The sequence below is a fragment of the Fictibacillus sp. 23RED33 genome (assembly GCF_015903925.1).
Lineage (GTDB): Bacteria > Bacillota > Bacilli > Bacillales > Fictibacillaceae > Fictibacillus > Fictibacillus phosphorivorans.
Genome location: NZ_JACZDX010000004.1, coordinates 126,622 through 146,275 on the forward strand (window position 1 = coordinate 126,622; position 19,654 = coordinate 146,275).

Annotated in this window: 21 protein-coding genes; 19 read left to right on the plus strand and 2 right to left on the minus strand. The window is 39.4% G+C overall.

Features of this window, described 5'->3' with window-relative positions; translation table 11 throughout:
- Positions 1–6 precede the first annotated feature (6 nt).
- The 9 genes from IHV09_RS15160 to IHV09_RS15200 all read left to right on the plus strand — a co-directional run bounded on the left by IHV09_RS15160 (position 7) and on the right by IHV09_RS15200 (position 8,119).
- Complete coding sequence (locus tag IHV09_RS15160) at positions 7–963, plus strand: heme-dependent oxidative N-demethylase family protein (RefSeq protein WP_197264875.1); 957 nt, start codon at positions 7–9, stop codon at positions 961–963.
- Positions 960–1,415, plus strand: coding sequence for a hypothetical protein (locus IHV09_RS15165; RefSeq protein WP_197264876.1), 456 nt, complete (start codon positions 960–962; stop codon positions 1,413–1,415). Before IHV09_RS15160 ends, IHV09_RS15165 begins: the two co-directional genes overlap by 4 nt.
- Positions 1,416–1,427: 12 nt before the next feature.
- Positions 1,428–2,387: a PDR/VanB family oxidoreductase gene (locus IHV09_RS15170; protein WP_197264877.1), complete on the plus strand. Its 960-nt coding sequence runs from the start codon at positions 1,428–1,430 to the stop codon at positions 2,385–2,387.
- Between the two features lie 14 nt (positions 2,388–2,401).
- The gene (locus tag IHV09_RS15175; protein WP_197264878.1) at positions 2,402–3,577 is read left to right on the plus strand and encodes a hypothetical protein; all 1,176 of its coding nucleotides are present in this window, start codon (positions 2,402–2,404) and stop codon (positions 3,575–3,577) included.
- 123 nt (positions 3,578–3,700) lie between these two features.
- A complete protein-coding gene (locus IHV09_RS15180) occupies positions 3,701–4,873 on the plus strand; it encodes an MFS transporter (protein ID WP_197264879.1) in 1,173 nt (390 codons plus the stop codon).
- 90 nt (positions 4,874–4,963) lie between these two features.
- On the plus strand, positions 4,964–5,194 hold the full coding sequence (locus IHV09_RS15185) for an excisionase family DNA-binding protein (RefSeq protein ID WP_197132473.1): 231 nt from the start codon (positions 4,964–4,966) through the stop codon (positions 5,192–5,194).
- Positions 5,195–5,235: 41 nt separating this feature from the next.
- Entirely contained in the window at positions 5,236–6,069 is an 834-nt protein-coding gene (locus tag IHV09_RS15190; RefSeq protein ID WP_197132476.1) for an STAS domain-containing protein, read from the plus strand.
- Positions 6,070–6,195: 126 nt separating this feature from the next.
- Complete coding sequence (locus IHV09_RS15195; protein ID WP_197264880.1) at positions 6,196–7,536, plus strand: FAD-binding oxidoreductase; 1,341 nt, start codon at positions 6,196–6,198, stop codon at positions 7,534–7,536.
- 46 nt (positions 7,537–7,582) lie between these two features.
- Positions 7,583–8,119, plus strand: a complete 537-nt coding sequence (locus tag IHV09_RS15200; RefSeq protein WP_197264881.1) for a M15 family metallopeptidase — start codon at positions 7,583–7,585, stop codon at positions 8,117–8,119.
- A 204-nt stretch (positions 8,120–8,323) separates the two neighbouring features.
- On the opposite strand, the gene IHV09_RS15205 is transcribed toward IHV09_RS15200, so the two are convergent.
- Positions 8,324–9,985 carry a glutamine--tRNA ligase/YqeY domain fusion protein gene (locus tag IHV09_RS15205; protein WP_197264882.1) on the minus strand — a complete coding sequence of 554 codons (1,662 nt, stop codon included), beginning with the start codon at positions 9,983–9,985 and terminating at the stop codon, positions 8,324–8,326.
- Positions 9,986–10,111: 126 nt separating this feature from the next.
- Here IHV09_RS15205 and IHV09_RS15210 point away from each other — a divergent pair, with 126 nt between their 5' ends.
- The 6 genes from IHV09_RS15210 to IHV09_RS15235 all read left to right on the plus strand — a co-directional run bounded on the left by IHV09_RS15210 (position 10,112) and on the right by IHV09_RS15235 (position 14,798).
- Positions 10,112–11,041 (plus strand): dipeptidase, encoded by a 930-nt coding sequence (locus IHV09_RS15210; RefSeq protein ID WP_197264883.1) that lies wholly within the window; start codon positions 10,112–10,114, stop codon positions 11,039–11,041.
- A gap of 200 nt (positions 11,042–11,241) precedes the next feature.
- Positions 11,242–11,922 (plus strand): SIMPL domain-containing protein, encoded by a 681-nt coding sequence (locus IHV09_RS15215; RefSeq protein WP_197264884.1) that lies wholly within the window; start codon positions 11,242–11,244, stop codon positions 11,920–11,922.
- Positions 11,923–11,951: 29 nt separating this feature from the next.
- Positions 11,952–12,305, plus strand: a complete 354-nt coding sequence (locus tag IHV09_RS15220) for an ArsR/SmtB family transcription factor (RefSeq protein WP_231618351.1) — start codon at positions 11,952–11,954, stop codon at positions 12,303–12,305.
- A 23-nt stretch (positions 12,306–12,328) separates the two neighbouring features.
- Positions 12,329–13,255 carry an ABC transporter ATP-binding protein gene (locus tag IHV09_RS15225; protein ID WP_197264885.1) on the plus strand — a complete coding sequence of 309 codons (927 nt, stop codon included), beginning with the start codon at positions 12,329–12,331 and terminating at the stop codon, positions 13,253–13,255.
- Complete coding sequence (locus tag IHV09_RS15230) at positions 13,252–14,349, plus strand: ABC transporter permease (RefSeq protein ID WP_197264886.1); 1,098 nt, start codon at positions 13,252–13,254, stop codon at positions 14,347–14,349. Before IHV09_RS15225 ends, IHV09_RS15230 begins: the two co-directional genes overlap by 4 nt.
- 26 nt (positions 14,350–14,375) lie before the next feature.
- Positions 14,376–14,798: a DUF6526 family protein gene (locus tag IHV09_RS15235; protein WP_197264887.1), complete on the plus strand. Its 423-nt coding sequence runs from the start codon at positions 14,376–14,378 to the stop codon at positions 14,796–14,798.
- Positions 14,799–15,050: 252 nt separating this feature from the next.
- On the opposite strand, the gene IHV09_RS15240 is transcribed toward IHV09_RS15235, so the two are convergent.
- On the minus strand, positions 15,051–16,013 hold the full coding sequence (locus IHV09_RS15240) for a LacI family DNA-binding transcriptional regulator (RefSeq protein ID WP_197264888.1): 963 nt from the start codon (positions 16,011–16,013) through the stop codon (positions 15,051–15,053).
- 91 nt (positions 16,014–16,104) lie between these two features.
- On the opposite strand from IHV09_RS15240, the gene IHV09_RS15245 reads away from it, so the two are divergent.
- From IHV09_RS15245 to IHV09_RS15260, 4 genes are all read left to right on the plus strand, one after another.
- A complete protein-coding gene (locus IHV09_RS15245; protein WP_197264889.1) occupies positions 16,105–16,266 on the plus strand; it encodes a hypothetical protein in 162 nt (53 codons plus the stop codon).
- A 142-nt stretch (positions 16,267–16,408) separates the two neighbouring features.
- A complete protein-coding gene (locus IHV09_RS15250; RefSeq protein WP_191754508.1) occupies positions 16,409–17,170 on the plus strand; it encodes a threonine/serine exporter family protein in 762 nt (253 codons plus the stop codon).
- Between the two features lie 15 nt (positions 17,171–17,185).
- Positions 17,186–17,641, plus strand: coding sequence for a threonine/serine exporter family protein (locus IHV09_RS15255; RefSeq protein WP_137791495.1), 456 nt, complete (start codon positions 17,186–17,188; stop codon positions 17,639–17,641).
- Between the two features lie 365 nt (positions 17,642–18,006).
- A complete protein-coding gene (locus IHV09_RS15260; protein WP_197264946.1) occupies positions 18,007–19,428 on the plus strand; it encodes an alanine/glycine:cation symporter family protein in 1,422 nt (473 codons plus the stop codon).
- The last annotated feature ends 226 nt before the right edge of the window (positions 19,429–19,654 follow it).

Below are 19,654 nucleotides of genomic sequence, written 5' to 3' on the forward strand. Positions count from 1 at the left end.
GAAGGTATGAAATGGACAGGTGATCTTGCACATTTTCCTTATCCGTTTAAAGATTCAACGTATCGTTATTCCAACAATTCAATCCCCATGAAACAGCCTTTTTGCATAGAAGTTACCCCGAGCTACAAAAAAGAGATGCTATTAAAGCGGAAATTATTAAGTGATCACCCCGAGCGTTGTTATCAATCGCTGCCACATTCTATTATAGGGCAGTGGGAGATTGTTGAGCTCGTGATCGATCACTTAGTTTCACAATACCCACAACATTTTTCAGTAGAGAAAGAGAATAATAGTTGGATTTTTTTCAATAAGATATTGGACGAAAAAGTAGAATTTATCTTTGGTGATGAAAACTCTCTTTCATGTGAACCGTTATTCTTTATTAGTCATCATGTGCAAGAAGATCTTATTTATATGAGACAGCGTGACGATGATCTGTATTTGGATGCAGGACAGCTCTGTTTTCCTGCTAACTGGTCTCTCGTTTTTAACATAGGAATGAAATTTAAAAACATTCATCATCCTATCCCTCGGTTTAAGGAAGAGGGGCTAGATCAACGAATTCTACAATTTCTAATGAGGCTTGAAGCCGGAACACCTTGGGAACGTTTGAATTGGTCGCTTATGGCAGGTGATCGACTTGATACATCTCTTGAAACCTTTTATCAGTGGGGTAAGCTGCGCAAACACGTAACGAGGGAGAACGCAGGTGAGCTTGTTCATATACGAGTAGAGGTGCAGAAGTTATTCAGACTGCCAAGAACGAATAGCATCCTCTTTTCCATTCACACACATTTGCTGTCCCTTGAACAACTATCAACAAACAGAGAATGGCTGCAGCAATTTTACGAAATCATGTCCGAACTTCCCTCTCATATTGTTGAATACAAAGGAATCTCTGCTTATAAAACAGCTGTGTTGGAGTATTTAGAAGGTCAGCTCCAACAGCTGAAGACGTTATGAGTATGGATGCGGTCTTCATTGAAGGAAAAAGAAAATATATATTTTGTTCAGATAAGTCTGGATTAAGAGTTTTAAGCAGTGTGTTCGAACACGTGAAGAAAGAGAAGTTGGCTTATGAGTGGTATCATTTTTCTGCTGAAAATAGAGATTGCCTAGAAGAATTTCTAAGACAGCAAAAGATGGGAACTTTTCTATATGTGGTGCTGCCTTATTCTGAACTTCATAGCGTACAAACGATGACAGCTCGTATCGGTTTTTCGAGTGATGAGTCACTATTTATTGGTTATGGCGAGAAGTGGATAAGTATATTCTGTTGCCGTTGTCATGAACTGAACAGAGCGGAAGAACAACTTACCGAATTAACTTGCCATCAATGTGAATTAAAGCTTAAAGTGTCAGACCACTATTCTGAACTGCACCATGCATTTTTAGGCTATCCAGCTACAAGTTAGGAGGGAGTCTATTTGTCTATTGAACCTAATTTATTTGTACGGGTTTCATCTATAGAAAAGATAACGAAGCAGGTTAAGAAGTTTACGCTGTCCCAAGAAACGGGAAAGGGACTTCCAAGATTTAGTGGAGGTGCGCATATTTCAACCTACCTAAAGACACGATCAGGACTTATTGTGAGACAATACTCTTTAATAAGTCATCCAGACGATCGTACGAAATATGAAATTGCTGTGCGATTATGTGAGGATTCTAAAGGTGGTTCACTCTACTGGCATCAGGGAATGAAAGTCGGTGATCGACTTCAAATCAGTTACCCCAAGAATCATTTTTCTCTTAGCTTTAAAGCGAGACATCACGTATTTTACGCGGCAGGCATCGGGATTACCCCATTCCTTTCTATGATGCAGGATTTCTCAGTTAACGGACAAACCTTTGAACTTCATTACGCCTCTAAATCTGAGGATAACTGTGCATTTTATACATACATAAAAAAACACTATCCTAATCAAAGCCACTTTTACTTTTCCGATCAACAACAACGTTTGCAAACCGCCTCCTTAGAAAACCATCCGATCGGAACGCATGTTTATCTTTGTGGACCTGAAGGGTTTATTGAGCAGTTTAGGACATCCGCAATAGAGATGGGCTATCCGCATTCATGTGTTCATTTTGAACGTTTTAGCCCGCCAAAGCCTAAGGTCTTAAATGCATTTCAAGTTAAGGTTCTTAATGGAGCTACGATAAACGTATCCAAAACGGAAACGATACTAGAAGCGCTCCATAAACATGGTATCAATGCTCCATATTCCTGCCAAATTGGTCGTTGTGGCACTTGTGAACTCTCTATGATAGAGGGAGAAGTTCATCATTATGATTCATTTCTCAGTGATGAACAAAAAGTCGCAAATAATTGTTTGATTCCCTGTGTATCACGTGCGAAATCAGATAAACTGGTCATTGAGATTAAATAGTATAGGAGGTAGCAATGGAGGTTAACGGTAAGAATGGGAAATATACGACAAGATTGAGTCAGGCGGGGAAAGAAACGACTATCCATCTAACGGTATTTCTTTCCTTCTTTTTAATCATTTGTTTGTATTTTGTAATTCGTAATTTAAAAGAAGATCCTGTCGTATCGTTTGTAATGCTTGTACCAGTTGTCATATTAACTGCACTCATAGTTTTTATTATTAAGGAAACAAAGTCACAAACCAGTATTGTTAGTGATTCAGAGCTTACAGACACAGGGTATGTGACAACTTTTATCGACACCAATACACTAAAATCATTAAAAGTAGAAATTCTATATTCAGATATGGAAAAGTGTTTACTTTCGCCTCATTCCATCATTCGCCCGTCTGCAATAGAATCATTTGAAACGATTTACAATAAGCATATAACTTTTAATATTTTGTTTCGAACGGGTAAGGGCAAGTTGGAAGTGATGAAATTTACGCATCATGACGAAGAGGAAATACATCTATGGCTTAGAACTTTGAGGGAGAACGAAATTCCCCTTGAAATCACGGATTATGATTTAAGGTATGTATCTCAAAAAGACTATCTTAGTGTTGTTATGGATGAAGTAGATAGAAGACCGTATTTTTATAGATATTCTATAGAAGATTTAAATGTAGGGGTAACTAGGGAAAAACCTAATGATTATACTTTACCAGAAACAAAGGAAAAACTAGCTTCTAACAAATTGGTGAAATTTAGAATCCCCAAAGTGGCAATCTATAGTGTTCAATTTCTAGCGATGACGTTATTTATTTATTTCTTACATAATGAATATACATCGGATGAAATGTTGACATTAACTTCTCGTATTTATTTCTACACAGGATTCATACTGTTTTTCTCAATTTATATCTACATGATTTCTCACATCAATATTAAGCATTGTATTCAATATGCGTTTGTTACAATCTTTTCATGGATAGTGGCAACATATACAGTAGATGGTCTTATTAGTAAGGTTTCAGAGAAGTTTACACTGGCTTTATCGTTTGAAATTTTCTTTTTCAGTTTTCTGTCACCGGTACTTATCTTCTTGCCAGTAATTCTTAGAGAACTTAAACCGGCCATTTATCATGAAAAACACCGAAAAGATATTGAAAAGATGAATGAATCGGAAGAACAAGATACGCTAACACCCTGAATAAGCTAAATCTTATTAAAAGTGCTTCACAAGGTGTATAATTTAAAAAGTTAATGTAAGGGAAGTCTGACTGAATTTTTTCAGCAGACTTTTTTATTTTATAAATGTTAGGAGTTTTTATTTGTGAAGCACCGCAGATTGTTAGTCTACCTTGTTGCACTTGCTGCGTTTCTCGGTCCTTTTTCTCAAACGATCTACGTACCTCTTATTCCTGAAGTGACGAAAGAACTTCATACAACATCTTTCTTGGTTAATTTTTCGATCTCGATCTATACGATTTTCCTGGCTTTGATGCAGATGGTCTATGGACCACTTACGGATTCGATCGGACGGCGTAAAGTGATGCTAACAGGTATCCTGATTTACTTAGCGGCTACGATCGGATGTTATTTTTCTTCATCCATTGAATTTCTTTTAGTGTTTCGCTCTATGCAAGCCATCGGAATTGCTGCGGGTTCTGTTGTAGCAGTAACTGTTATTGGGGATCTGTTCGAAGGGAAAGATCGGATTCAGCCGATGGGAACATTTCAGATGATGGTTTCGCTTGGCCCTGTTTTAGGTCCTGTAGTTGGTGGCTTTTTAAGTGCTTCGTTCGATTTTCATATGATTTTTATTGCGTTAATGTGTGTTGGATTTATTATCTTTGCAGGAAATTTTATCTTTTTGCACGAAACAAAACCAAGTACGTCAAAGAAGCAGAACTTTAGGTTTTCAGATTTCCTTACTATTTTGCAAAACCGTATCGGTTACACTGTGATCGGCTTAGGATTCATTCAGTATTACGCTCTGTATAACTTCCTAGTGTTCCTACCTGCTATTATGAGTGAAAGGTACGAATTGTCTGTAGAACAAAAAGGTCTAGTATTTCTACCATTATCTCTCGGCATCGTAGTGGGCAGCTTTATTGGCGGCAAAATGAGAAAATACAATGAACGAAAAGTGATCGTATACTCTGCCTTTTTAAACGTCATTTCTTTATTGTTGTTTATCCTAGTCTCAAACGTCTCGCTCATCTTATTGATCATTTCGATCTCATTCGTTGGTCTATTCTTAGGTATGTCATTACCCGTACAGACAGCTCTCCTTACACAAGAGTTCCAAGCCAATCGTGCTACAGCAATTGGTGCTTATAACTTTTTCAGATACATGGGGATGTCGATCGGACCCCTGTTAGGCAGTTTTCTCTATCATCTTGGTAGTTACGGTTTGGTATATGGATTTGTAGATGTACTCCTACTCCTTTTTGTCATTTTAATGAGAAAACATTTAATACAAAATAAAAAATCCTTCAATTAGATTTTAGAAGCTATTATTTAGGGTATATTGAATCCATACCGTACTTGCTGTAAGCTAAGATTAAACAAAAGTTAGACAGGATGTATGAGTATGTATCTTACAATAAAAGAAACGGCTGAATATTTATCGATGCCTGAAGCGGCAGTTGAAAGCTTAGTTCAGCAGAATAAAATCCGTACCATTTTTGACGGTAACCAGCATCTTATTAACAAAGAACAGTTCAATACTCATTTTGAACAGTTAGAAAAATATAAGAAAATGGTTGAGGAGTACTTGAGTGAACCCATTCCAGAAGATTGGGATGCAAAAGACGAAGATTAGAGCAATGATAAATTAGGGTAGATGGGGAGAGTGGAAAAGAGATGCATAGAGATAAGGCACTGCATTCTTTTTTAATTGAAAAAACATGGCAGTTGACGGAAGATTGGTACCAATCAATTGATAAATCAAAGGCCACGGGGGTATACGCTTCCACAAATCCCAAGACGATCGAAACGCTTAAACAGCAAAATCATGAATTTCATGAACATTTTTGTGAGGTTTTTGTTACAGAAGAAAGTAAATTTCTAAAAGACTTTGAAAGATGGGTGCTTATGATTGCTCAAGATGATGAGCATTTAAACACACCTGTTACAGTGATCATGAAAGAATTCTTCAATGTACAAAAACAGTATTTAAATCTGGTTCAAGAATTTGTTAATATTCATCAAGGTGAATATCCTCAAACCATCATCGATGCTTGGAACGAGATTATTATTGAAACATTTAATAAAATTGTGACATGGTTTGTTGAAGAAAACCAAAAGTATAGCGAAGAGAAATTAATCGCGCAGCAAGAGATGATCAACGAGCTAAGCTCACCTGTCATCGCACTGAATAATCATATGGGCCTGTTGCCATTAATTGGTGTGATCGATACACAAAGAGCAAAGTACATTGTTGAAAATACGCTCGAGCAGTGTACCGAAAAAGAGATTACACATCTTTTTATCGATCTCTCTGGTGTACTAATTATTGATACGATGGTCGCTCAGCAGATTTTCTCTCTTATTGAAACGCTTGGCCTTATCGGAGTAAAGTCAACCTTGTCTGGCATCCGACCTGAAATTGCAATGACCGCTATTCAATTAGGTTTATCCTTTGAGAAAGTTTCCATTAAATCGAACCTCGCTCAAGCGATCGGTTCACAACAATAACGAATACATGAGTGAATGAAGACCAGGGGAACCTGGTCTTTTATTATTTTCGTATATCAGAATTGGGCCATGCCACCTTCTCATAAACTTTAAAATGTAATTCATTTTCTTAAAAGGGTGTTGAGGATGGATATCTTTCAAGGTTTAACGGGGGAAATAATTTTACCGAATGATCCGCAATATGACACTGCACGTCAAGAATGGAACAGAGCCATTCAAAAATTTCCTAGTGTTATTGTCTATTGTTCTGAATATGGAGATGTGAGCTCTGCCATTCTTTGGGCACAAAAGTATTGTAAAGATATTCGAATCCGATCAGGAGGTCATCACTATGAAGGTTATTCGACGGGTAATGGTGTTTTGGTCATAGATATCAGTCGATTAAATGGTGTGGCTATTAATGAAGAGGAAGGAACTGTTACCGTTCAAGGAGGGATTCAGAACAAAGATCTCTATCAAGCGGTAGGTTCTAGAGGATACCCTTTTCCAGGAGGAACGTGTCCGACTGTAGGCGTAAGTGGTTTTGTACTTGGTGCAGGATGGGGTTTTTCTAGTCGATTATTCGGTTTAGGTTGTGACAGCTTGGTGGAACTAGAGTTAATCAACTACAGAGGTGAAATTTTAAAAGTGAATGAAACAGAAAATAGTGATCTGTTTTGGGCATGCAAAGGTGCAGGAGGAGGTAACTTTGGAGTTGTCGTTTCTATGACGTTCAAACTGCCACCTAAAATTGAACAAGTGACATTGTTTGAGCTATATAAGCCCAGTGCCACAACAAAAGAGCTAGGCAAGTTCTTGCGAATATGGCAGAAGTGGCTTGTAAATTTAGATGAACGAATGTGTTTGAATGCTAGCATGTATAACGCTGTGTCTGAGGGACTTGCTATCTTTGGTAGGGGATTTTTTTATGGAACGAAGGAAGAAGCATTGAAACTGTTAGATGTATATAGAAAAATAGAAGGATTTCAAATCAATGCTAAATCTTTAACATTTTTAGAAGCTGTCACGGAGGTACAGTCTACCTATCCGCCATATGAAAAGTTTAAATCGACCGGACGCTTCGTATACAAGGAATACGATCGAGAAGAAGTGGAAGCGATCGTGAATCTTGTGAAAAAGCGTGCGGAAGGTTCCGTGTTTGCAGCACTCACTGTGTATGCGATGGGAGGTCAGATTCGAAATGTTGGTAAAACAGAGTCTGCTTTTTATTACCGAAAAGCACGTTATATCTTAGGCATTCAATCCGTATGGGAAGATCCGGCCGTCGCAGAAGAAAATAGAAGATGGGTGGAAAAAAGGTTCAGATATTTGAAGACCATCACGAAAGGGTCATTTGTTAATTTTCCATACAGCGAACTGAATGACTATGAAAAAGAGTATTTTGGCAGAAATGTGGAGAGACTTCAGCGAATCAATCAAAAATACGATCCTAAAAGAGTGTTTGCTTTTCCGCAATCCATTCGTTGATATAAAATGTAGGTAGAGTGCTGCATGACAAAAGGAGTTTGTTTCATTGAAAATATTCAAAAGTATACTGTTTCTCGCGATCCTTGCATCTATCTTTTATCTGATCACATTGGAATGGAAAAAGAAGAATACACCACTGCCTACTGAATTGCATCCGATCGTGGCAGAGAACCGTGATTTTTTAATACAAAAAGCGTCCGAAAAAGGAATTAATATTGTAATAACCGATGATTTTCGATCCGCAGCAGAACAGGATCGGCTGTATGAACAAGGCCGTTCAAGAGAAGGAACCATTGTGACTCATGTAGAAGGTGGCGAATCTTATCATAACTACGGTCTAGCGATTGATTTTGCTCTTAAACTGGATGATGATTCTGTCGTCTGGGATCTTGAACGAGATGACAATGGGAATGGGCAGTCGGATTGGATGGAAGTAGTTACGATTGCCAAAGATTTAGGTTTCGAGTGGGGTGGAGATTGGGCTGGTTTTAAGGATTACCCGCACCTTGAGATGGACTTTGGGTTGAGTATTCGGGAGTTGCAGTATGGGGAAAGACCACCCAACAATAAAAAAGTTCAATGAGCTAAGCTGGGAATTAAGTAATAATTGAGGTTATTTGTCGAAAAGCCTATAAATTAATTTCAAGGACTATAAATATCTTGTAACGGCCTATAAAAATTTATGAAGGCCTAAAAATGGATTTGAAGGGCCTATAAACTCATTTTTAGGGCCTAATAAGAAAAGAAGGGTCTCCACAGCTGGAAGCCCTTCTTTCATTATTATGATTTAAAGCTTAAACGAACTCTTCAGTGAAACAATTTCGTTAAACACAATTTTTTCATCAGTTGTATGCTTCGGATCAACATTGAAGTAGCCATGACGGAAGAACTGGAACTTATCTTGAGGTTTCGCGTCCTTCATGTTTGCTTCAATAAATCCTTGTTTTACGATAAGAGAATCTTTGTTCACGTAATCCAAGAATGTCTTGCCTTCGCTATCTTCTTCCTTTTCCATATCTTCATCAGAGATGAGTGGCTCATAAATACGGAATTCTGCAGGTACGGCTTGTGTCGCTTCAACCCAGTGAAGTGTACCTTTTACTTTACGGCCTGTAAAACCTGAGCCGGATTTCGTCTCCACATCATACGTACAATGTAGTTCAACGACATGACCGTTTTCATCTTTTATGAAATCTTCGCATTTAATGAAGTAAGCATGCTTTAAGCGTACTTCGTTACCAGGGAAGAGACGGAAATACTTTTTCGGAGGATCTTCCATAAAGTCTTCACGCTCGATATAGATTTCACGCGAGAACGGAATCTGACGTGATCCCATTTCAGGATTCTCTGGGTTGATCTCAGCATCTAACATTTCAACCTGTCCTTCAGGGTAGTTTGTGATGACCACTTTTAATGGATCAACAATACCCATCGTACGAGGTGCTTTTACCTTAAGATCTTCACGGATGAAGTGCTCAAGCATCGCTGTGTCGGTTACACCAGACCCTTTAGAAACACCAGCTGCTTTTACAAACTCAACAATTGACTCAGGCGTGTAGCCTTTACGGCGTAATCCAGAGATTGTCGGCATACGTGGATCATCCCATCCATCTACATAGCCTTCGTCTACCAGCTGCTTAAGCTTACGTTTACTCATTACCGTATTCGTCAATCCTAGGCGGCCGAATTCGATCTGCTGTGGTTGGCTTTCCATCTCACACTCTTCCACAACCCAGTTGTAAAGAGGGCGTTGATCTTCAAATTCTGTTGTACAAAGCGAATGTGTAACGCCTTCGATCGCATCCTCAATCGGATGAGCAAATGCATACATCGGATAGATGCACCACGTATCACCTGTATTGTGATGAGTTGCGTGAGAGACACGATAAATGACTGGGTCACGTAAGTTAATATTAGGTGAACTCATGTCGATCTTCGCACGAAGTACTTTTTGACCGTTCTCGAACTCACCTTTACGCATGCGATCGAATAGATCTAAGTTCTCTTCTACAGAACGGCTACGGTGAGGACTTTCTTTCCCTGGCTCTGTCAACGTTCCGCGATACTCACGAATCTCATCAGCCGTAAGGTCATCCACATACGCTTTTCCTTTTTTAATTAAAAGCACAGCGCGCGCATACATCTCTTCAAAGTAATCGGAAGCAAAGCGAAGGTTCTCCCATTCAAACCCAAGCCACTCGACGTCGTTCTTAATCGCATCAACGTATTCTTGGTCTTCTTTTAATGGGTTCGTATCATCAAAGCGCAGATTTGTTTCTCCGCCAAACTCGTCCGCAAGTCCAAAATTGATTACAATTGATTTTGCATGTCCAATATGAAGATATCCATTAGGTTCTGGAGGGAAACGAGTAACGACTTTCTTATGCTTTCCGGATTCCAGATCGTTTTGGATGATTGTTTTAATAAAATTAGAAGAACTATTCTCCATCCCGTATCAAGCCTTTCCTTATATGTAAACTAAGATATACTTTACATTATAACAAAAATAAATTTCAACTAAACGTATTCTTTTAGGGATACGGAGATTATTTATCAAAGAAATGGTGGGATCAACATGAATGTCATTGACTTGCATTGCGATGCATTATTGAAACTATGGGAAACGGACGGCAGGCTCAGTTATGCGGATGCGCCACAGCTTGCTACAAATAAGAAACGACTGCAAAAAGGAAAAGTGAACGTTCAGTTCTTTGCGATTTTTATTGAACCCTTTATTCCAAGTGATCAAAAGTTCCAATCTGCTCTTCAACAAGTGGATTATTTTTATAAAGAGGTTCTTGGTAAAAATCCAGAGATGAAGCATTTGAAGAACTGGAATGACTTTCAAGCATTGAAGGATGGAGAAATTGGAGCAGTGCTTACGCTTGAAGGAGTGGACGCGATTGGGGACGATCTCACGAAGTTAAGCATCCTGCATCAACTCGGTGTTCTTTTGATCGGTCTAACATGGAATCACGCAAATCTTGCAGCTGATGGTGCACAAGAACCGCGTGGAGCTGGTCTGACGGTGTTTGGAAAAGAAATTGTAGCGTTCAATAATAAAAATAAAATTTTAACCGATGTATCTCATTTATGTGATCGCGCTTTTTGGGATGTGATGGAAATTGCCGATTATCCGCTTGCCAGCCATTCTAATTCACGCGTATTGTGTGACCATCCGCGTAACCTGACCGATGAGATGGCAAAAGAGATGTTTGGTAAAGGTGGAGTGGTGCACGTTGTGTATAACCCGCCATTTACGAAGAATGAAGGATCAGCAAGTATTGTTGACTTAATTAAGCACATCGACCATTTTTGTGGACTTGGCGGGGTAAGACAAATTGGGCTCGGCTCTGATTTTGACGGCATCTCGCAACTTATTACAGGTTTAGAAGATGCATCTATGACTCAAAACTTAATCAATGAGTTATTGAAGCATTATTCTGAAGAAGAAGTCCGTGGATTTGCGTCTCAAAACTTCTTGAATTTTATTTCTAAAATATAGTTTGTAAGGTAAAGCTGGCTTTCTTCTTGGATGTCAGCTTTTTTCTATGGAGAATCTGCGAACGATCATAAAACCACACGACCGAGCATAAGTCATCTTTACCTAGCAAAACTTCCACAAAAGCCCACTTCATATGCTCTTCTTTTCTCCTATAAACTCTCATAGCTTATATAGAACAAGTAAGCGGAAGGAGTCTGTATATGTATTACAATCATCCAGGTTTTCAAAATACAGGAATGAGGCAAGACGACCTCACAATGATGAATCGCCTAATTGTATCGGGTGAAGGCTCTGTTTCTGCTGTGCCAGATCGAGCTCTGCTTACAATAGGAGTCATTACAGAAAACCAAAATTTAAGTGTGGCTCAAAAGGATAACGCTGATAAAACGGCTTCTGTTATTCGAACACTGATATCACTAGGTATTTCTCAAAGCGATATTCAAACAGCTAGTTTTCGAATTGAACCTCAATATAACTATGAAAATGGACAGCAACAATTTAGAGGATATCGTGTAGAGCACCAGCTGCAGGTCACGGTAAAAGATATTCGGCAAACAGGTCAGGCGATCGATCAAGCGGCAGCGAACGGAGCTAACTCTGTATCGTCCATTCAATTCACCGTTTCAAACCCAGATGCCTTTTATAATCAAGCGTTGTCACTAGCAATTCAAAATGCTCAACAAAAAGCTATTTCGATGGCAAGGGCATTACAAGTTACACTTCGGCCGGTACCGATAATCGTTCAAGAAGTATCTCAGTCACTGCCCCCTAGACCTGTTCCGTTTCAAGCCGTAATGTATGCACAAAGTGCGGAAACCCATATACAGCCAGGCGAGAATAAGATCACAGCCTCTGTCAAGATCCAATACACGTATAGTTAGGAAGGACAGGTGTAAATTGACAGGTGAATATGTGTCACATTATACTTAACCAAATGGTTAAATATAACGCGGATAATTTAAATGATGTATTTTCAGTTCTATCTGATTCGACTCGGCGTACGATCATCGAGCAGCTATCAAAAGGAGAAAGGAGTGTGCAAGAGTTAGCCCAGCCTTTTGATATGTCGCTGCCTGCGATCTCGAAGCATTTGAAAGTTTTAGAGAATGCAGGTCTTGTCACACACCGAAAAGAGGGACGTTATCGCTATTACGCGATAAAACCGGATTCAATGGATGAAGCATGTGAATGGATTTCTACGCTTAAAGAGCTTTGGACAAAATTTGAAGGTATGTTTTGCTGCAGCAAGCAAAAAAAGCAGTGAAACGTATGCTTGGAGAGTGAACAATGGAAACGCAGGATGAAATAATAAAGGTGCAGAAGATTGTGAAACGATATGGAGATTTCACTGCCGTGGATGGAAGTGAATTCTCTGTACATAATGGAGAGGTGTTTGGTCTGCTGGGCCCGAACGGAGCGGGGAAGACGACAACACTTGAGATGTTAGTAGGTCTTCGTAAACCAGATGAAGGAACAGCGATCGTTGGTGGATTCGATATTACAAAAGAGCTTGATAAAGTAAAAGAAGTAATCGGTGTACAGCTTCAATCTACAACTCTTTTTGAGCTATTGACCGTAGATGAGATCCTTCATCTTTACGGCAGTTTTTACCGCGAACATATTTCGATTCCTGAACTAATTGATGACATGCTTTTAACAGAGAAAAAGAATAGCAGAATAAAAGGTTTGTCTGGTGGTCAAAAGCAGAGACTTGCGATCGCGCTTGCACTCGTGCATGATCCGCAGATTATTTTCTTGGACGAACCTACGACTGGACTCGATCCACAAGCACGCCGTACGTTATGGGACATTGTTTTACGATTGAAGGAACGTGGCAAAACCGTTGTACTGACGACTCATTACATGGATGAGGCACACGTGCTATGCGATCGTATCGCCATTATGGACCAAGGAAAGCTAATAGCTCTCGATACGCCTAGTGAACTTGTGAGAAATCTTCAGTCGGATAGCGCAGTTGAATTTAAGTTTAACGATGAAGTAGATATTGTTTTATCAGAGATTGACGGAGTGAAGCAGGTGGGCAGTCAGAAAGATGTACACGTTCTCTATACAGATGATCTACAGAAGACTTTAACGAGTTTAATCGCTATTGCTTCTGAAAAACAGTTGAAGCTTGTAGATCTCCAAACGAGAACGGCAACACTTGAAGATGTGTTTATCCATATGACAGGAAGAAGGTTAAGAGAAGGATGAAATCATACTACTTACTAACACTCGCGCAGCTTCGCATCTTCCTTAGAAACAGACAAGTACTGTTCTGGACCCTTGCCTTTCCGATCGTACTGATGGTTATGTTAGGTTCATTCTTAGGAAACGGTAATGGCGTTTCCATTACGGCAGCTGTTGTTGATCAGGATAAGAGTGAACAGTCGAAGAACTTAGTAAAAGAAATAGAAAAAAACGAAGCGGTATCTCTTGAAAAAAGTTCAAACGAAAAAGATGTGTTAAGTCAGCTAAAACAAGGTGACCTAACGCTCGTAGTTACTATTCCAAAAGGCTATGGTGAAAATCTTTCTGCTGGAAATAAAGCAGATCCGTTCAAACTGCCTGTTTACTATAATGAAACGAACATGGCGATGTCCCAAGTTGGTCTTCAGCTTGTCAATAATGCGGTTGACACGATCAGTAAAAAATCTGTGAATTACGAGCCTGTTGTTGTAACAGAGTCAAAAGGTGTAGAAGCACTGAACCTTCGTTACATCGACTTCCTAGTACCGGGAATCGTGGCGATGATGATCATGAGCAACAATATGAATGGTGTGGCAGGCCAGATCTCGTCATGGCGTGAACGAGGAATCTTACGTCGTATGCAAGGAACAACACTAAAAGCATCTACATTTATTGCGGCGCAAATTACCGCTCGTTTTATGCTGAACGGTTTGCAAGCGATGATTGTATTAGCTGTCGCTTGGGCGGCGTTCGGCATTGAAGTGAGAGGTTCGTGGTTAACCGTAATTGCGTTTGTAACCCTTGGGACGTTAGCCTTTATGGCAATCGGTTTTATCATCGCAGGTATTGCCAAGACTCCTGAGAGTGCTGGACCGATTGCTGGTTTTCTATCGTTTCCGATGCTGTTTTTAGGAGGAGTATTCTTTCCGATACGAGACATGCCCGAGTTTTTGCAGCCGTTTGTACAAATTCTTCCGATCGCTCACTTAAGCCATGCTCTTCGTGAGACGATGAACGTTGGAGCTTCGTTCTTAGATCTCGGTATGGAAGCGCTGATTCTAGGAGGCTGGTTAATCGGAGCGTTTATCGTAGCAAGTTTTACGTTTAAGTGGGAATAGATAAATAACAGAAAGAGGAGAACGAAATGAATACACAAAATTATAACAATCATGCACGGATGCATCCCATCTATCATTATGTACTTTCATTGCTTGTGCTTGGAGGTCTCATCGCAAGCATTGTTTATGTGTTTAAAGCAGAAGATAAGTTACTAGGCGTAATATTAATCGTGATGTCTCTCAGCCTGTTAGTGACGTTTGCTTTACTTCGCATGTACCCATTAAAAGCTCAAGATCGAGCAATCCGTGCAGAAGAGAACTTGCGCTATTATGTTTTAACAGGAAAGTTGTTGGATGGAAGACTTACTGCAGGGCAGATCGTAGCCCTTCGATTCGCACCAGACGAGGAACTTCCACTTCTGGCTGAGAAAGCAGCAGCTGAGAACATGAAACCAAAGGAAATAAAAGAAGCGATTACGAACTGGAAAGCCGATTATTATAGAATCTAGTAGAAAAACCTGCAGAAGTTGTATAACTTCTGCAGGTTTTTCTATTTGAGTAATGGTGTAGTGAATAGGATTGAACACTCAGAAGACGTTTAGCAATATAGAGAATTACAGTTAGGAAAAATTGCCGATGATGTAAACTACTAAATGGTATATCCAGAAGTTGTTTCAATGAATAGAGAAAATCGAACTGATCTTTCACCGATAAAAGTACTATTACAATAGAAAGAATAAAAGCATGGAGAATTATTCCCTTTAAACCGTCTTCCTCTCGATCAATCGTACCTGGATCTCTTCATGCGAAACTTCCTGACCGTTCAATGCTTGCTGAAAAAGTTTTTTGCCGACTTCAACAAAAGGTATTTCAAGTGTTGTAATATGCATTACTTTTGAGATGGGTTGATTATCAAAGCTCATGATTGCGACGTCGTCAGGTACAAACAAACCGTTTTCTCTGCATGCTGTTAAGATTCCTGCAGCTACTTGATCACTCGTGACAAGTAAAGCGGTCGGACGATTTTTCATATCCAATAAATTCTCTACCACACTGACCCCATCTTCTACATCGAAACGGCTTGTGAAAATATAATTTGGTTCATAACGTAAGGAATACCTTGTTAGAAATTCTTTATAAGCAGCATCTCGTTGCTTGCTGTTAGTTCCAGTCTGTCTCCCAATCGTGTAGCCAATATGGTGATGCCCTTTTTTGTACAGATAATCTAGAGCCATTGTAAATGTTTTATAGTGATCAATAAATGTAGAGGATATCTTATCGTTTCTTGAATCTTCACAAAGGACGATTGGTCCATACTTTCTGTAACTTTCAATGACGTCCCACTCACAGATCCTAGAGCAGATGATCAGTGCATCAATCTGCTTATCTTCAAGCATCCTTAAAGCGTCCATTTCTTTCGCTTCTTCATAATTGGTTTGAATAAGAGCAAGCTTATAGTTGTGGTTCAATGCTGCGTTCGCGATTCCCTCGATCAATAAACCAAAATAAGGGTGGTTAGAGAAAGGAACGACTACACCTATCAAGTGCGTCTCTCCTCTGCTCAGATGAACGGCGTTAATGTTACGGTGATAATTGAACTTTTTCATAGCAGCTTTAACGGCTGATACTTTATCCTCACTTACATACGGATGATTATTGATCACACGGGAGACTGTCGTAACAGAAACACCGGCCATCTTTGCGATATCTCTTATATTGGTCATGCCTTCACCTTTTCTTTTAAAAAAGTTTTTCTTGCTCTGAAACGCGTTTCATACCATACCCTTTGTATATATCCAAAAGGAGGTATGCCGTATGGTGATTTTAACTGGCATTGTTAGTCTTAGTTTTATGTGCATCTCAGTCCTGTACCTGTCTTCGTTTACAGTTTCACTTCAGGAAAAATGCGGACTGCCCCAAAAGAAAAGGGATAAAAAGGATCAGTTCAGTTATTTGTTTGATGTGTATGGTGACTAACCTATTAAATTTATTGTAGTAACATCTGTAAACTTGTTCAACTCCATTGCCGAAATTAGTCACAATCAGTTAAACTGTAAAAATATTAACGCTCTACTTTTGGGTAGAATGAAGGTAAGTAATTAATTGGAGAGTATGCTAAATGGAAATGGAGAAACAAGAAACCTACGACATAATGGCAGTTTGTCTACTAGCAGGCAAAATTATGCTGCAAAGCGGAGCTGAAACGTACCGTGTGGAGGATACGATGATGCGTATCGCTTCTTCTTTTGGTGCTTATCAGTCGCACCCTTACGTAACACCAACAGGAATTCTTTTTTCTGTAGAAGGTGATGAGCCTACAAAGACGAAGCTGATTCGAATTGTCGAACGGACAACAGATCTAGAGAAGGTCGCACAAGTGAATGGTATATCGCGTAGAATCAGCGCTGGTGAATTTACAATCGAAGAAGCATATAAAGAGCTAAAAATGATTAGTGCATCAGGTTCTCCTTATTCTTTGTGGATTCACGTATTAGCAGCAGCTGTCTCTTCAGGCTGTTTCCTAATCATGTTTCAAGGGGAATGGAGAGACTTTTTGCCCGCTTTTATCACAGGTGGACTAGGGTTCTTGTCCCTACTTTATTTTCACCAGCTAGTTCCTATAAAATTTTTCTCGGAGTTTTCTGCTTCCCTTTTAATTGGATTACAAGCTCTCTTCTTTGTTTCGACAGGAATTGGTGGTGAGTTGGACAAAATTATTATTGGGTCCGTTATGCCTTTGGTACCGGGTTTGCTGATTACGAATGCTGTTCGTGATTTAATGGCAGGACACCTTATCTCGGGCCTGGCTAAAGGCGCAGATGCTTTTTTAACAGCTTTTGCAATAGGTGCAGGAATCGCTGTTATCTTTTCATTTTTTTAAGAAGGAGCGTTCACGATGACAATTGTTGAACAGATCATTACAAGTTTTATAGCGTCAGCAGCGTTTGTTATCATTTTTAACGGTCCGAAGCGCTCCCTGTTTCACTGTGGATTAGTAGGAATGATCGGATGGATTTTCTATTTTTTATTAGAAACAAATGGTGTAGATATGGTATTAGCAACGGTTATCGCATCGTTTACGATCGCTATCGCTTCACAATACTTTGCCAAAAAGTACAAGACACCCGTTATCATATATAGCGTAGCTGGCATCATTCCTTTAGTACCAGGCGGTATTGCATACAATGCAATGAGAAGCTTCGTGGAGAATGATTATAATCTTGCAATTAATCTAGCTGCTAAAGCCTTTATGATTTCAGGTTCTATTGCGATCGGTCTTGTTTTCTCTGAAGTCATCAACCAGATTATTCGGAAATCAAAGCTTAAGACGATTGTAAACAAAACACACTAACCCTAATAATAGTTATGTAAAACCATCTGATGATCAGGTGGTTTTTTTTATTGCACATTTATTCATGCTTATATTCTACTATTTTTTTCTAAATATTTGAGATTCAACTAGGAACTGTACACGACAAAAGATACAAATGTCCATACTGGAAAGAATTTTATATTGTTTTCTTACCATGACTAACTTCATAATAGGTAAAAAACCGTAAATGATTTTGGCGTTTCTAGTCACAATTTGTATTCATATATGATTTATCATATAATTACAAATAGAGAAAATTTTCAGTCAAATACAAGGGGGTAAAGTTTTTGAACAGCTTTGAAACGTTTGTAGGAGATGCAGTGGCGATTCTGTGGAGTCAGCCGATGATTTATTTTTGTTTAGGTGTAGGGCTATTATTTTCAATTTTAACGAGATTTTTGCAAGTTCGTCACTTTAAAGAAATGATCAAACTCATGTTAGAAGGAAAAAGTTCGAAAGCGGGAGTCTCCTCTTTCCAAGCTTTGGCGATTGCGTTATCAGGCCGAGTAGGAACGGGTAACATCGCAGGAACAGCAACTGCGATCGGGTTTGGTGGACCTGGTGCGGTTTTCTGGATGTGGATGATCGCATTTATCGGTGCTTCTAGTGCTTTTGTTGAATCAGCACTTGCTCAAGTGTATAAAGTGAAACAGGACGGGGAATATCGTGGTGGCCCTGCGTATTACATTGAAAAGGGTATAGGTTGGAAATGGTACGGGATTATATTCGCCATATCAGCTTTAGCTGCTATGGCACTACTGATGCCGGGGATTCAGTCTAACTCGATTGCTGCTGGACTTGATAATGCTTTTAACATCAATCCGTCCGTAACGGGTATTTTCTTAATTGTTATTTTAGCCGCTATCATTTTTGGTGGTGTTAAAAGGATTGCCAATGTAGCGCAATATGTGGTTCCGTTTATGGCAATTGGCTATGTGCTTGTTTCATTAATCATTGTTGCTTTCCATATCCCTCAGATTCCTGAAGTACTTTCTCTAATTTTCAGGAGTGCGTTTTCTTTTGATTCTGCATTTGGTGGAATTGTAGGTTCTGCGATCATGTGGGGCGTTAAGCGCGGAATCTATTCAAACGAAGCGGGGCAAGGTACTGGGCCTCATCCAGCTGCAGCAGCTGAAGTATCGCATCCTGCTAAACAAGGACTTGTACAAGCGTTCTCTGTATATATTGATACATGGCTTGTATGTACAGCAACAGCGTTCATGATTCTTTTTACAGGAATGTACAATGTTCAAAATGAAGCAGACAAGTCGTTTATTGTTGAGAACCTTCCTAACGTAGAAGCGGGGACTGCTTTTACTCAAGAGGCGATTGAATCTGTTCTTCCTGGGTTCGGTTCTGGCTTTGTCGCTGTATCATTATTCTTCTTTGCATTCACAACGATTATGGCGTACTACTATATTGCAGAAACGAATATCGCATACCTTATGAGAGGCCGTAACAACAAAATTCCTATGTTCTTGCTTAAGATTGTAATGTTAGGAACGACGTATTACGGAGCAGTGAAAACAGCAGACTTAGCTTGGGCACTAGGAGACCTCGGCCTAGGTATCATGGTTTGGCTGAACTTAATCGCTATCCTGATTTTAGCTAAGCCAGCACTTCGTGTATTAAAAGATTACGAGGAGCAAAAGAAAGCTGGGCTTGATCCAGTTTTTGATTCAACCAAACTGGGCATTAAGAATGCTGAGTATTGGGAAGGCGGATATAAAGAGTCACAAGGTAATAACGAAGAAAAAGTATCATAGTGAACGATTATGAACAGGCTGTTTGTAGCAGCCTGTTTTTTTATTGTGGTTTAAATAAGAAGCATTACAGGAATTCTTATTAAAAAGATGTTTTCATATCCTTTGTTGTTTTTGGAAGTATTGTTCCCGTTTCCAGATACTTGCTTTCTAAGGAGAGGCAAAAGCTTCCTAACCCAATTAGCTATTGATGTGGACACGCAATACGTTTCGCTCACGTAGTCAATAA

Bases quoted from the DNA above. Each gene is read 5' to 3' on its own strand.
- IHV09_RS15160 (WP_197264875.1), top strand. From the start codon at position 7: ATGAAATGGACAGGTGATCTTGCACATTTTCCTTATCCGTTTAAAGAT.
- IHV09_RS15165 (WP_197264876.1), top strand. From the start codon at position 960: ATGAGTATGGATGCGGTCTTCATTGAAGGAAAAAGAAAATATATATTT.
- IHV09_RS15175 (WP_197264878.1), top strand. From the start codon at position 2,402: ATGGAGGTTAACGGTAAGAATGGGAAATATACGACAAGATTGAGTCAG.
- IHV09_RS15185 (WP_197132473.1), top strand. From the start codon at position 4,964: ATGTATCTTACAATAAAAGAAACGGCTGAATATTTATCGATGCCTGAA.
- IHV09_RS15190 (WP_197132476.1), top strand. From the start codon at position 5,236: ATGCATAGAGATAAGGCACTGCATTCTTTTTTAATTGAAAAAACATGG.
- IHV09_RS15195 (WP_197264880.1), top strand. From the start codon at position 6,196: ATGGATATCTTTCAAGGTTTAACGGGGGAAATAATTTTACCGAATGAT.
- IHV09_RS15205 (WP_197264882.1), bottom strand. From the start codon at position 9,985: ATGGAGAATAGTTCTTCTAATTTTATTAAAACAATCATCCAAAACGAT.
- IHV09_RS15210 (WP_197264883.1), top strand. From the start codon at position 10,112: ATGAATGTCATTGACTTGCATTGCGATGCATTATTGAAACTATGGGAA.
- IHV09_RS15215 (WP_197264884.1), top strand. From the start codon at position 11,242: ATGTATTACAATCATCCAGGTTTTCAAAATACAGGAATGAGGCAAGAC.
- IHV09_RS15220 (WP_231618351.1), top strand. From the start codon at position 11,952: ATGTGTCACATTATACTTAACCAAATGGTTAAATATAACGCGGATAAT.
- IHV09_RS15225 (WP_197264885.1), top strand. From the start codon at position 12,329: ATGGAAACGCAGGATGAAATAATAAAGGTGCAGAAGATTGTGAAACGA.
- IHV09_RS15230 (WP_197264886.1), top strand. From the start codon at position 13,252: ATGAAATCATACTACTTACTAACACTCGCGCAGCTTCGCATCTTCCTT.
- IHV09_RS15235 (WP_197264887.1), top strand. From the start codon at position 14,376: ATGAATACACAAAATTATAACAATCATGCACGGATGCATCCCATCTAT.
- IHV09_RS15240 (WP_197264888.1), bottom strand. From the start codon at position 16,013: ATGACCAATATAAGAGATATCGCAAAGATGGCCGGTGTTTCTGTTACG.
- IHV09_RS15245 (WP_197264889.1), top strand. From the start codon at position 16,105: ATGGTGATTTTAACTGGCATTGTTAGTCTTAGTTTTATGTGCATCTCA.
- IHV09_RS15250 (WP_191754508.1), top strand. From the start codon at position 16,409: ATGGAAATGGAGAAACAAGAAACCTACGACATAATGGCAGTTTGTCTA.
- IHV09_RS15255 (WP_137791495.1), top strand. From the start codon at position 17,186: ATGACAATTGTTGAACAGATCATTACAAGTTTTATAGCGTCAGCAGCG.
- IHV09_RS15260 (WP_197264946.1), top strand. From the start codon at position 18,007: ATGATTTATTTTTGTTTAGGTGTAGGGCTATTATTTTCAATTTTAACG.